The following is a 14,278-nucleotide window of genomic DNA, read 5'->3' as shown; positions in this document are numbered from 1 at the left end:
ATGCGATTACAAGGTTATGAATAACCATCCATCTACGACTTCTGTTCCAGTGCCTCCTACATCAACAACATAATAGTAGGATCCTGATGGAAGAGTGTTACCACTACCATTGTCATTTCCAGCCCAATCATTGTTGTAATTGCTACTTGTAAATACTTCTTTACCCCAACGGTTAAAGACTTGTACTTTAGTCCCTGGGAACTTATCAATATTTACAATTAACCAAGTGTCGTTAATGTTATCACCATTTGGCGAAACGATATCATTGACTGAGATACCATCACAAACATCTCCAAGACCATCTAAATCAAAATCTTCTTGACCTGGATTGAAAGTTAATGGACAGTTATCGTCATCATCAAGTACACCGTCGTTATCGTCATCATCATCACAAACGTCACCAATACCGTCACCTTCGTTATCAGCTTGGTCTGGGTTTGCAACAAATTGACAATTATCTAATACATCTAGAACACCATCATTATCATCATCATCGTCACAAACATCCCCAATTCCATCACCATCATTATCTGCTTGATCAGGATTGTCAATTAATATACAGTTATCATCTTCATTAAGAATACCGTCAGAGTCAAAGTCTGTTGGGTCAACAATACCACACATTTCTAGACTAACAGCATTTATTGAGCCACCATCTAAAGCAGGAAACGTATCAACCACTACAAAGAACCAAGTTCCAAGAGACTGTTGTCCAAAGAATGTTGAGAATGGGTCTTCCGGGCTAAACAGTCCTGTGAAAGGTGCATCCCCGTCACCAATAGGCGTGTCCGCATTATCATTAAATACAGTGCCTGTAAAATCATCATCACTACCACCAACACCGTTAGCAAGGATGATGAATTGCTGGCCATCTGGGTGAACTAAAGCCAATAATAAATCAGAATCCCATGTATGTGTAATATCAACAGTTACAGTAATATCCGTAATCGTAAGGTTGTCTTCTATTGTCAATGGCACAACATACTGTTGGAATGGTTGACCTGAGTCATCATCAATAACAATTGGGTCTCCATCAAAAACAGACAATGAACATTCAGGATCACAGGCGTCGCCTATTCCATCACCATCTGTATCCGCTTGATCTGGATTAGCATTTTGAGGACAATTATCATCTTCATTTAAGATACCATCTCCGTCAAAATCGTTATCACATACATCACCAATACCATTACCATCTAAATCTGATTGGTCTGTATTTGGTGTATCTGGACAGTTATCGTCTGCATCAGCAATACCATCACTATCTGCATCTGGCTGTGGCAATCCACAAACTTCTAAACTAAAGTCATCTAATGTTCCTGTATCGAAACCTACATTGTCAGAGATAAAGATTGTCCATTCGCCACCTCCACCTTCACCATTGAAAGCTGCCAAAGGATTTAATGGTTGGAAAGTCCCAGTAAATGGTGCCGCTTCACCTGCAATAGGGTCGTCAGCATCATCATCTAAGACAGTATTTGTGAAGTTATCTCCACTTCCTCCTATACCGTTGACCAATTCTACTGTTGTACCAGAAGGGCTGGTTAATCGAATAATTAAATCAGAAACCCAAGTGTGAGTAATATTTAAAGTAAGGTTAACATCATTAATCACAGTAGCTTCAGTAATCAATACCGTAGTTGTAACCCCCTCAGGGTCACCATCTGGAATTGCCAAGGCTGGTGAATCCGTGCCTACACTACATTCAAAATCACATAAATCACCGATACCATTTCCATTGGTATCTGCTTGATCTGGATTAGGAATCGTAGGACAGTTGTCATCAGCATTTAAAACACCATCATCATCAATATCGTCATCACAAGCATCTCCCTGACCATCTGCATCCGTATCTTCTTGATCTGCATTAGCCATCATAGGACAGTTATCTGTTAAATCAGGCACTAAATCACCGTCTGTATCAGCAAGAGGATTTCCACAGATTTCCATAGACCAGCTATTTAATGTTCCAGCATCAAATCCTGTATCATCAACGACCAATAACTCCCATTCCCCTGAAGACACTTCACCATAAAAATTGGAAAGATCTCCGTCTGGAATAAATGTTCCAGTAAATGGTGCAGTACCATCGCCAATAGCTTCTGTAGCCTCTTGATCGAAAACGGTCATTGTATAATTGTCGGCACTACCGCCATTTTTAGCAGTAAGAACAACACTTGTTCCGTTAGGACTTGTTAAGGTCAAAGTTAAATCTGAAACCCACGTATGCGTAACATCTATTGTGACGTTGATATCAGTAATCAAAGCAACGTTAGTTACCATTAATTCCGAAGTTGTTCCTGCAAGGTTTCCGTCAGGAATTGCAATCGGAGTATCCGTAGCATCAAAGTTATTACAAGTTATATTGGCAGTCGTAAAGCTAGCCGAAGAATAAGGACCCATATTATTACAGGCATTAACACCTCTTACCCTCCAAAAATATTCTGTATCGGTAGCCAAGCCTGAAACCGTAGCCATAGCTTCTGTTACAACACCTCCCGTAACTAAACTGGTAAATCCTGCATCAGACGCAACATCATATTCGTATGCTACCGCATTAATATCTGCATCCCATGCTAACATAGCGGCATCTCCAGGCACTTCAGTAGCACCGTCAGCCGGATTGGTTAAAGTTAATGTTGCCAAATTAGCATCATAAACATTTAATTCGGCATCAGCAGTCTTAACAATAGTACCAGACGTTCCAACAATTGTGAATGGATAGTTGCCCACAGCCAAAGTACCTGTACCTGTTACTGTCATTGTAACAACGGTACCATCAGCACTAGCAGTAGCTGGACTAAATGTTGCTACAGCGGTAGCAGGTAATCCCATTGTACTAAATACAGTAGTGTCTGTAAATCCTAAAAATGTATTATAGGTAAATGTGTAAACAGCGTCAGCTGGGCTACATACATCCACTGATGACTCGTCTAAGCTCATAACAAACTCCGATTCTATAATGGAAAAGTTTGAACTGTTTACAGCAAAGAATATATTATCTGAACCAGCAACCATTATTCTGGCTGTTGATGTATCTCCTCCTGTAATTGGAACAGTTACTGAAGCAGTACCTGTATTAGGGACTCCTGTAGCAACATCAAACGGGAATGTTAAGCCGCCGTCTGTTGATAATTTAATATCTACGTTTGTAGCATTAATAGCACCTCCGTCAGTTCCTGCCACATCCCAGGTAACAGTTTGAGAAGAACCAGCTTCCCAAGTCACAGATGGATCATCTTGAGATGTTACTATGAAAGGTCCCGCAGATCCATCTACAGAAACCGTCATAGTATCAAAACTAGACTGCCCTATCATATTTGCTCCAGGATCATAAACAACGTTATCTTTAACTGTAAGTGCAAAGTTTAAATCTCTAGATACAGTAGAAACGGTTTCCCAAGATGTATTATCGGCAGTCTCCGTTGGAGAAGTCTCCGTTAATTCGCCTGCAATAACACGTTCAATAAACGGCATGTATCTGTCAGGACTTGTGCTTGGAGGTCTAGATCTAAATGTTCCTCCAGAGGTCGCTGTCGGGCCAAAAGAGGTAGACGTCGACTGTCCAGAATCAATCTGTTCCCAAGTATATGTTAAAACGTCACCAGCATCTGCATCTGTTGCTGCACCTCTAAGAACAAAAGCTGTCCCTCCAGGAATGGTGTAATCAGCACCTGCATCAGCGACAGGCGCATTGTTTGCAGTAGCAGTTTCCGTATCACAATCTTTATTATCCAAATTATTTAAAATTTGGTCTATACTGTGATAGTGAAAATAGGCATCACTGTGATCTTGTACATCATTTGGACCAGTAATCCCAGCATAACCCATAATAGTTGTTCCACTGCCTGGTTCAGAGTTTACTCCTGTACCTTCAGTAGAAAAAGACCATGTATGGTTAGCTCCCATTTGATGACCTATTTCATGTGGCACATAATCAATGTCAAAAAAGTCAGCCATGTAAGGCCCTCCATCGTTATCAACGAAATCATGTTGAGAAAATCCACTTCCTTTAGAGCCATCAACACAAACACAACCAATACAGCCTGCATTACCGTTTTTTGGTCCAAAGGCAAATAAATGTCCTATATCATAATTATCTTCACCGACTTCACTAGTAAGAGTAGATTGTAGTGCTCCATTTAATCCGCCTCCGCCATAAGGGTCAGAAGCTGGGTCTGGATAAATTAGTTCTATGCCGTTAACCAGAGTAAAGGTAACAGCCATATCCCATTCAAAAACCTCATTGTTTCTGTTTAATGTAGACACTACTTGAGCCAAAGCATCTTCTTGAGCCGTTCCGTTGGTATCGTCACCATCATCCCAGAATTCGGTATATTCTCCGTTTGTAGAAATTGCAATGTCAAAATCCCTAATAACTTGGTCATCGGCATCTCTACCACTAAGACCATCTTGAGAAATTGGCATGACTTCTCCAGTAGTTAAACATTCAAAATCTTTCACGCTATTTAAACGCACTCCTCTATTATAAGAAATATAATTAGAAGAATTCCCCTTGCTTAATGGCACGGTAAACGACGTTGAGCGATTAGGGTAAGTAATCATAGATTGTAGACCCTGCGGTGTAACGCTAAAACGCGCACGTACACCAGCAAGGTTTAAACTGGTACCGACATACGTTTTAATGTTTGGATACCTGTCACTTAAAGCGTCAGAAAGCACAGGGGCTTCTACGACTCTAAATGGTTCCAATTCATTGTTTTCATTTGGCAAATACACAATCACATTTGATGATGCAGTTCCACGGAGTGGAGCGCCAATAAGGCCATTTTTAAACGCATTTATATCTAATTGATACGTTTCAAAATTGTCTTGCTTCAGGTTGGTAAGTTTGTCAGAAATGCTTCTATCGGTCGAAGATATTTTCTGCCAATACCCTTGTTGGGCAACAGCCGAAAAAACCGTTAAAAACATACAGAATGACAAAACTAAGTGTAGCTTTGTTTTCATAAAGTTTAGTTTACTTAATTTTAATGGAACTCAAATGTATACATTTTTTTAAGAAATCCTTAACTATTCATCAATATTTCAGTTGAATACAAAAAAAATTAACATCACCAACCAATACCATTCAAAAGCCCTAACCATAGGCACTTTCGACGGTGTTCACATAGGCCACCAGAAAATACTCTCTAGAGTCATTGAGTCTGCCCATCAAAAAGGGATGGAATCTGCGGTACTAACACTTTTCCCCCATCCACGTATGGTTTTGGAGGAAAATTCTTCAATTAAGTTGCTCCACACCATTGAGGAACGCATTGCACTTTTAAAACATTTTGGCATACAGAATGTTATCGTAAAACCATTTACCAAAACGTTCGCCAATCTGTCGCCAAGAGATTACGTGAAGGATATTTTGGTAGATGAATTACATACCAAAGTCATCATAATAGGGTACGACCATCATTTTGGAAAAGACCGAAGTGCCAATATTCATGATTTAAAAGACTTCGGAAATGAATTCGATTTTGAAGTCGAAGAAATCACCGCCCAAGACATAGAAAATGTCACCGTCAGTTCCACTAAAATTAGAAATGCCTTGTTTGAAGGTGAAATTGAAACAGCAAACACCTATTTGGGCTATCATTATTTCATAACCGGAATTGTGGTTACTGGACAACGTCTCGGACGTCAACTCGGCTATCCAACCGCAAATATTAAGATTAGGGAAGATTATAAACTCATCCCGAAAGATGGGGTTTACGTGGTGCAATCTAAAATTGAAGAACAAACCGTTTACGGCATGATGAATATTGGCTCTAACCCAACTATTGCCAATAAAGAACGAACTATTGAAGTCCACTTTTTCGAGCTAGACCAAAAACTTTACGATTGTACCTTAAAAATTGAATTTTTAAAACGCCTCAGAGATGAATATAAATTCGATTCGTTAGAGGATTTAAAAAACCAACTCAAAAAAGATGAGGATAATGCCTTGGCTGTCTTAAAGGATTTAGTGTGAAACAGTTTCTCAACAAACCGATAGATAATTCAGGATTAATCGTTTTTAGAATCCTATTTGGGTTGTTGTGCTTTTTGGAATCTGCGGGCGCCATTGCCACAGGCTGGGTACGCCGAAATTTGGTAGAGCCCGAAGCAACGTTCAATTTTATCGGTTTTGATTTCCTTCAAGTGTTGCAAGGCCCATACATGTATTGGCATTATGCCATAATGAGCCTGTTTGGTATTGGTATTATGCTCGGCTATAAATACCGTTGGAGTGTATTAGCATTCACGCTCATGTGGACGTGCACCTATTTGATGCAAAAATCCTCATACAATAATCATTATTACCTGCTAATGTTATTGAGCGCATTGATGGCCGTTTTGCCAGCAAATCGCTATGCCTCCTTGGATGTAAAATTCAATCCAAGTTTAAAATCCCTCTCCATGCCTAATTGGTGTCGGTGGTTGATTATTTCACAACTGTTTATCGTTTATACTTTCGCCAGCATTGCTAAGTTTTATCCCGATTGGCTTGACGGCTCGGTCATGGCTTTGCTTATGAAAAGTAAATCGCATTATTTTCTGGTTGGCGAACTGCTTCAACAAAAAGCCATACACTACTTTTTAAGCTATGGCGGTATTTTGTTTGATGGGCTGATTATTCCGGCATTGCTGTATAAACCAACACGGAAATTCGCCTTTTTTATTTCGATATTCTTCCATCTTTTCAACTCATTCATTTTTCATATTGGCATATTTCCGTATTTGTCTCTAGCCTTCAGTTTATTCTTTTTTGATGCTGAAACGATTCGAAAATTATTCCTCAAAAAGAAGCCGAGCTTTAATCCTGAAGGTAAAAAAGCCTTCAAACCAGCGCCAATTTTAATGACGGGTTTGATTATCTATTTAATCATTCAAGTTGCTTTACCATTGCGTCATCATTTTATTCAAGATGATGTCTTATGGACGGAAGAAGGCCATCGATTATCGTGGCGGATGATGCTTCGTGCCAAGTCGGGCTCAACGACATATACTGTAATTGACAAAGCGACGAACAATGCCATTCCTGTTAATTTAAATGACTTCCTGAGTAAAAAACAACAGCGTACGGCAAGCACCAAACCCGATGTAATGTGGCAATTCGCCCACCGCCTTAAACAGCACTTTGCCAAAGAAGGCAAAGACGTTTCGGTTTTTGTAAAAGCCTATGTCAGCGTCAACGGAAAACCCAGAAAACAGTTCACCGACCCAACGGTAGATATTGCTTCATTACCGTGGAGACGCTTTGCGCATAGCGAGTGGTTGCTCCCTTCAAAATAGCGCTCTAAATCTTTTACCAGCCCTAAATTCTTATTACTTTTGTGGGCTTAAATCGCGTTAGGGATGGAAACGGTATCTTAAGACGATATGTGTCTGTAATTCCGCAATCAACCCGCCATAACCATAGTGTCGTGAACGCCAAAAACAATACCCAATGTTACAAGTTTCATTTTTAAGAGAACATAGAGAGGATGTGATAAAACGCATGGCCGTGCGTAATATCGATGCCACGGAATCGGTTGATAATGCCATTGCTCTAGATGAAAAGCGCCGAAGTTTGCAAACCAACTTAGACCAGTCTAAGGCCGAAATGAACACGCTGTCCAAAGAAATTGGGCAGTTATTCAAAAATGGCGAGGCGAGCAAAGCCAATATCTTAAAAGAGAAAACCACACAACTTAAGGAAGACATTAAAATGGGCGAACAGCAATTGGCCGAAACGGCTGAAGCGTTGAATAATGTCTTATACAACATTCCAAACGTACCTCACGCGAGTGTGCCAAGTGGAAATTCTGACGAGGATAACGAAGAAATCTTTAGAGAAGGAGATATCCCAACATTGGCAGAAGGTGCACTACCACATTGGGAATTGGCCAAAAAATACGACATCATCGATTTTGAATTGGGCAACAAGGTCACTGGCGCAGGATTCCCGGTTTACAAAGGAAAAGGGGCGCGACTACAACGTGCTTTGATTGCCTACTTTCTAGATAAAAATACGGAAGCGGGATACACCGAATATCAACTACCTCTGTTGGTAAATGAAGCTTCAGGTTTTGGAACGGGGCAATTACCTGATAAGGAAGGCCAGATGTACCATGTTACGGCAGATGATTTGTATCTCATTCCGACAGCGGAAGTTCCTGGTACCAATATTTTTAGGAATGTGATTCTATTTGAAGACGACTTACCACAAACTATAACGGGTTACACACCATGTTTTAGACGCGAAGCAGGCAGTTACGGTGCGCACGTCCGCGGATTGAATCGACTACATCAATTTGATAAAGTAGAAATCATCCGAGTAGAACATCCAGACAATTCTTATAAGGCCTTGGATGGTATGGTCGACCACGTAAAAAATATCCTTCGTGAATTGAAATTGCCTTACCGTATCCTAAGACTCTGCGGTGGCGATGTTTCTTTTGCATCGGCATTAACCTTTGATTTTGAAGTATTCTCAACCGCGCAAGACCGTTGGTTAGAGATTTCTTCGGTCTCTAATTTTGAAACGTTTCAGGCTAATCGCCTCAAATTGAGGTTTAAAAACAAAGATGGTCAGAATGAATTGGCACATACGTTAAACGGTTCATCTTTAGCATTACCGCGCGTATTGGCTGGACTATTAGAGAATTACCAAACGCCAGAAGGAATTAAAGTGCCAGAAGTATTGATTCCTTACACAGGATTTGATATTATTTCGTAAGTATTTTCTGAATATTATTCGATATATGTTAAAATAAAATGTATTTTATCGAATAAATTGTTCTTTCGTGGATGTTTTAGATTTTTTTTTAGATGTTAGTAATCCCAACTAAAACGACCTGCTTATGAAAGACTTAAAACGCGTTACGTTGCTTATCACACTAGTGTTAATCGCTTCGAAAGTTTTGTTCTAAAAACACCTGTCTGCCGACAGGCAGGAGCTTAACTTTAAAAACGCACCGCAATTGTTTTAATTTTGATTTCATTTTTTTGAAAAGTTAGTTAATGGAAAATGCTCGAATTGTACAATTCGAGCATTTTTTTTAAAGTATTCTCATCTAGTTGTCATGCTGAACTCGTTTCAGCATCTTAAACATATGAAATTAGAATCTAAAACGGGCTTAGATTGACAAATCGAGGAGTTTTCATGGTTAAAGCCTAATTTTTACCATAACATTTACAATTTCTGCTCAATAGATATGTTATATTTAACCTTATGCTTAACAAACGCATCCTACTTTTCGTACTAATCGTTGCTCTACTCGGCAATTTTGGTTTCGCACAAACCGAGGCCCAAAAACTGAGTGCACAAAAACGAGAATTGGAGCGCAGAGCTTTGGCCGAAGAATTGCAGATTGCTGATGGATATTTCAACAAAGGTGAATTTGAAAAAGCCCGACTTTCCTACGAAGCCTTATACGATAAGCAACCTTACAACTATAATTACCTCTACAAACTCGTTGGTGCGCTTCAACAATTAGAGCAGTACGAGGTCGCTCAGCAATTGCTCAAAACTAGAATGGAACGTTCTAAAGTTCCAGCGTTACTTATTGAGTTGGGCTATAATTACCAATTAATGGACAGCCTCTCTTTGGCAACTCCCTTATATGATGAAGCTATTGCCTTTTTAGACGAAAAACCTAATTATGTCTACAGCGTAGGACAAAAATTTGAACAACGTTCCCTCACAGACCAGGCCATAACTACCTACGAGAAAGCAAAAACATTACTCCCAGATAAAAATTTCAGTGTGCAATTGGCCAGACTTTATGGCGACCAAGGCGATGTGGAAGCTATGTTTTCCAACTACTTGGATTACATTGCCTACCGACCAGATTTCATAAATAATACTAAGCGCGCCATCAGTGCTTTTATTTCAGAAAATAAAGAGAACGAAAGCAATATTATGCTTCGTCGCTTACTGTTGAAACGCCTTCAACTAGAGCCTAATCCGCAGTGGAATGAACTCCTTAGCTGGTTATACGTCCAGGAGAAAGCCTACGGAAAATCCTTTACGCAAGAGAAAGCCATTTACCGTCGTAACCCAGAAAGTCTTAATCGCATCATTGAATTGGCACTGACTGCCATTGATGATAACGATACAGATACTGCCAATACAATTTTTGAATTTATCCTAGACACCTCGCAAGATTTAGCAACACAACTCACAGCACACCAGTACATTTTAGATATTAAATCGAAATCTGCGGTAACTCCAAAAGAAAAAGAGGCGATTAAGTCGGAATATCTTGAGCTTTTTGAAACCTATGGCAGAACAGAAACGTCCTTATCCTTACAATTGGCCTATGCGCACTTCTTGGCTTTTGACCTTCGCCTACCTAAAGAAGCCAGTGATTTTTTAAAGGAATCGGCGAGCATAGACAAATCGCCATTTCAAGAAGGGATGGTAAAAATGAAATTGGCCGATATTTTAGTCTTGCAAGAGCGATTTAATGAGGCTCTGATTTACTATTCGCAGATTCAGGCGAATTTGAAGAATAGTACTTTGGCACAAGAAGCCCGATTCAAAATTGCAAAAACAAGTTACTACAAAGGTGATTTTGATTGGGCGGAAACCCAATTGAAAATTCTAAAGCGCGCCACATCACAACTCATTGCTAATGACGCTCTGGATTTAAAACTATTGATTTCAGATAATAAATACGAAGATTCTACAAGAACAGCACTCGGCTATTATGCTAAGGCGGACTTGTTGGAATTTCAGAATAGAGATGAGGAATCACTCCAATTATTAGGTAAAATCCTCGAAGAGCATAAAGGCGAAAGCATCACTGACCAAACACTTTTTAAGCAAGCACAGCTGTTTGAAGCCAAAAAAGACTACGCCAAAGCCGAAGCCAATTACCAAAAAATTATTGCCGATTGGCGCGAAGATATTCTCATTGATGACGCCTATTATTTCTTAGCCGAACTCTATAACACGCACCTCGCCCAACCTGAAAAGGCCAAGGAGCTCTACGAGAAAATACTCTTCAATCACGAAGACAGCATCTACTTCGTCGAAGCCCGAAAGAAGTATCGCATGCTTCGAGGGGATGCGATTAATTAAATTCCAAACCTTAAGCACCAAATTTCAATAAGCTAGACTTTAACTGTACTTTTGTGTTTTAGAATTTGAACCTTTGGAATTTTTACAATATGATTATATATAACGTCACGGTTAATATAGACGACAGCGCACACGAGGAGTGGTTAGGCTGGATAAAAGAACACATCCCACAGGTATTAGCCACAGGAAAATTCAAAGAAGCCAAGTTGACCAAGGTTTTAGTTGAAGAAGATATGGGTGGACAGACCTACTCCATTCAGTATCGGGCACATTCTCGAGAGGCTTTAGAAGCCTACTATGCACAAGATGCTGACCGACTTCGACAAGAAGGCTTAGTGAAATTCGCCGATAAAATGTTGGCTTTTAGAACGGAGTTAGAGGTTATTGATGAATATGCTGTGGATTTTAAATAATAATACTCGTAAAGTCGAGGTGGCGCAAAGCGACACACAAAGCTTTGCGACTTAGCGCCTTTGTGAGAAAAACTTTAACTACTCCGCGAGAAACAAAAAACATGACAGTAAAAGCCAAAAAACACCTAGGACAACATTTTCTTAAAGACGAATCCATCGCCGAACGTATTGCCGAAACCTTGTCGTTTAAAGGCTACAAGCACGTATTGGAAATCGGTCCTGGTATGGGCGTGCTCACCAAATATCTACTCAAAAAAGATACAACAACGCATGTTATTGAAATCGATTCGGAATCGGTAGAATACCTCAAAAACAATTACCTCAACCTCGCTGACCGCATCATTGAGAAAGATTTTTTAAAGTATGATATTAACGATGTCTTCAAAGGTGAACCTTTTGCACTAATTGGAAATTATCCGTACAATATCTCGTCGCAAATCGTATTCAAAACATTAGAATTGCGAGACCAGATTCCAGAATTTTCGGGCATGTTTCAAAAGGAAGTCGCACTTCGTATTTGCTCAAAAGAAGGCTCAAAAGTTTATGGGATTCTTTCAGTATTGACTCAAGCGTATTATGACGCCGAATATTTATTTACCGTGCCACCAACGGTTTTCAATCCACCTCCGAAAGTAGATTCTGGCGTACTTCGTTTAACCCGAAAACAAGACAAAACCTTGCCTTGCGATGACAAATTATTTTTCAGAGTTGTGAAAACGGCCTTTCAACAACGCCGAAAAACACTTCGTAACAGTTTAAAAACAATGAACCTGTCTGATAATTTAAAAGCAAACACTATATTTGGTCAGCGTCCGGAGCAGTTGAGCGTTCCTCAATTTATTGAGTTAGCAACGCTGATTGAAAACGACGTGCATTAGTAAAATTCTGTCATTCCAGGCAAAACGGTTTCAAGGTGGAAAACACACAAGAACATATTCAATTTCAACTCACAGATATGCTTGTAGAGCAGGTAAAGCATTTCGTTTTAAACCAAGACGATAAGGCACTTAAAAACCTACTTTCTGAATATCACTACGCTGATATTGCTGAAATTCTGGATGAATTAAATCTTGACGATTCTGTTTACGTCATTAAGCTTCTCGATTCTGAAACTACCTCTGATATCCTTATGGAACTTGATGAGGATAATCGGGAAAAAGTCTTAAAAAACCTTTCCAGTAAAGAGATTGCGGAAGAGGTTGAAGAGCTAGACACCGATGACGCCGCTGATATTATTGCTGAGCTTCCAGAGGAACGTCAAGCCGAAGTCATCTCAAAAATTGAAGACGCTGAACACAAAGCAGAGATTGAAGAGCTCCTTGCGTACGATGAAAGTTCTGCGGGTGGATTGATGGCCAAGGAGTTGGTTAAAGTTTACGAAACTTGGACTGTTGCTGGCTGTTTACGACGCATAAGAGGACAAGCCAGAGATGTAACTCGGGTCCATTCTATCTATGTGGTGGACAAGCAAGAAAAACTGATTGGTCGACTTTCCCTAAAAGATTTAATTGTTGCTAAAAGCGAACAAAAAATTTCAGATATATATATCACTAATGTTGATTTTGTCAATGTCGATGAAGATGTTGAAGAGGTCGCTAAAGTTATGGCAAAATATGATTTGGAAGCTATCCCTGTTGTGGATGAAAACCAAACCCTTCTCGGACGGATTACCATTGATGACATAATCGATGTCCTAAGAGAAGAAGCCGATAAAGATTATCAGCTTGCCGCTGGTATTACGCAAGACGTAGAGGCCGATGATAGCATCTTGCAACTTACTAAAGCACGATTACCTTGGTTGGTTTTAGGACTTTTTGGTGGCCTTGGTTCTGTATTCATCATGCAAGGCTATGAAAACATAATGGCTACCGTACCATCCTTGTTTTTCTACACGCCACTCATTGCCGCTATGGCAGGGAATGTGGGCGTTCAATCGAGTGCAATTATTGTTCAAGGTCTTGCTAATAATAACGTAAAAGGAAGTCTTATCAATCGTTTATTAAAGGAAGTTGGCCTAAGTCTTATCAATGGTTTTGCACTTGCCCTTTTAGTTATGCTTTTTGGCTATTTGGTTGGCCAAAATACAACTGAAAGTTTGGCGATTGCCGTGTCTATGATGTCCGTTATTGTCGTGGCTGCTTTGGTCGGTACGTTTGTGCCGATTATTTTAGACAAGCGTGGTATTGACCCAGCCATTGCTACTGGACCGTTTATTACTACGAGCAATGACATCCTTGGTATTTATCTTTTTTTCGTGATCGCTGGTAAGATTATAGGGTTTTAAGATTTTTTGGGCGATTGCCCCTCCATTCCTTTCCGGTGCACCGCGCTTTCCGTTTCAATCTTTGGTAAACCAAAGGATTTTCTCTACAATCGCTATCGCAAAACTTTGTAACTTTCAATGCAAATAGAGATTCTGTATGAAAGCTATAAACATTAAAGAAAAGTTTACTAAATTCAGTAAAAACTGGCATCCACATCAAATTGCAGTAGTGGATGATATGCAAGTGATATTAGCCAAACTAAATGGCGAATTTGTATGGCATAGCCACGAGGACGAGGACGAATTGTTTCAAGTCATTAAAGGCACATTACACATGCATTTTAGAGACCGAGTTGAGATTGTAAAACCAGGAGAACTCATTGTTGTACCCAAAGGTGTAGAACATAATCCCAAGACCATTAATGATGAAGAAGTTCATGTATTATTATTTGAGAAATTAACCACAGCACATACAGGGAATGTTAAGCATGAACGAACGCAGACGGAATACCCTAGAATTTAAAAACACAACAGTTTCTT

9 protein-coding genes are annotated in these 14,278 nt (G+C 39.7%); 8 read left to right on the top strand and 1 reads right to left on the bottom strand.

What is annotated here, in order from left to right; genetic code table 11:
• Nucleotides 1–6 precede the first annotated feature (6 nt).
• Nucleotides 7–4,971, bottom strand: coding sequence for a thrombospondin type 3 repeat-containing protein (locus tag ACFOSX_RS04265; RefSeq protein WP_386097350.1), 4,965 nt, complete (start codon nt 4,969–4,971; stop codon nt 7–9).
• An 82-nt stretch (nt 4,972–5,053) separates the two neighbouring features.
• Here ACFOSX_RS04265 and ACFOSX_RS04260 point away from each other — a divergent pair, with 82 nt between their 5' ends.
• The 8 genes from ACFOSX_RS04260 to ACFOSX_RS04225 all read left to right on the top strand — a co-directional run bounded on the left by ACFOSX_RS04260 (nt 5,054) and on the right by ACFOSX_RS04225 (nt 14,261).
• Nucleotides 5,054–5,983 (top strand): bifunctional riboflavin kinase/FAD synthetase, encoded by a 930-nt coding sequence (locus ACFOSX_RS04260; RefSeq protein WP_386097348.1) that lies wholly within the window; start codon nt 5,054–5,056, stop codon nt 5,981–5,983.
• Nucleotides 5,980–7,287 (top strand): HTTM domain-containing protein, encoded by a 1,308-nt coding sequence (locus ACFOSX_RS04255; protein ID WP_386097346.1) that lies wholly within the window; start codon nt 5,980–5,982, stop codon nt 7,285–7,287. Before ACFOSX_RS04260 ends, ACFOSX_RS04255 begins: the two co-directional genes overlap by 4 nt.
• 154 nt (nt 7,288–7,441) lie before the next feature.
• The gene (gene serS / locus ACFOSX_RS04250; RefSeq protein WP_386097344.1) at nt 7,442–8,713 is read left to right on the top strand and encodes a serine--tRNA ligase; all 1,272 of its coding nucleotides are present in this window, start codon (nt 7,442–7,444) and stop codon (nt 8,711–8,713) included.
• A 495-nt stretch (nt 8,714–9,208) separates the two neighbouring features.
• Nucleotides 9,209–11,062 carry a tetratricopeptide repeat protein gene (locus ACFOSX_RS04245; protein WP_386097342.1) on the top strand — a complete coding sequence of 618 codons (1,854 nt, stop codon included), beginning with the start codon at nt 9,209–9,211 and terminating at the stop codon, nt 11,060–11,062.
• Nucleotides 11,063–11,151: 89 nt separating this feature from the next.
• Nucleotides 11,152–11,475: a DUF4286 family protein gene (locus tag ACFOSX_RS04240; RefSeq protein WP_386097340.1), complete on the top strand. Its 324-nt coding sequence runs from the start codon at nt 11,152–11,154 to the stop codon at nt 11,473–11,475.
• Between the two features lie 101 nt (nt 11,476–11,576).
• Entirely contained in the window at nt 11,577–12,353 is a 777-nt protein-coding gene (gene rsmA / locus ACFOSX_RS04235) for a 16S rRNA (adenine(1518)-N(6)/adenine(1519)-N(6))-dimethyltransferase RsmA (RefSeq protein WP_386097338.1), read from the top strand.
• Between the two features lie 56 nt (nt 12,354–12,409).
• Nucleotides 12,410–13,759, top strand: a complete 1,350-nt coding sequence (gene mgtE / locus ACFOSX_RS04230; RefSeq protein ID WP_386100211.1) for a magnesium transporter — start codon at nt 12,410–12,412, stop codon at nt 13,757–13,759.
• 136 nt (nt 13,760–13,895) lie between these two features.
• Nucleotides 13,896–14,261 carry a cupin domain-containing protein gene (locus ACFOSX_RS04225; protein ID WP_386097336.1) on the top strand — a complete coding sequence of 122 codons (366 nt, stop codon included), beginning with the start codon at nt 13,896–13,898 and terminating at the stop codon, nt 14,259–14,261.
• The last annotated feature ends 17 nt before the right edge of the window (nt 14,262–14,278 follow it).

Source organism: Winogradskyella maritima (assembly GCF_042650215.1).
In the GTDB taxonomy this organism is placed as follows: domain Bacteria; phylum Bacteroidota; class Bacteroidia; order Flavobacteriales; family Flavobacteriaceae; genus Winogradskyella; species Winogradskyella maritima.
This window is presented reverse-complemented; position numbering and strand designations above follow the sequence as displayed.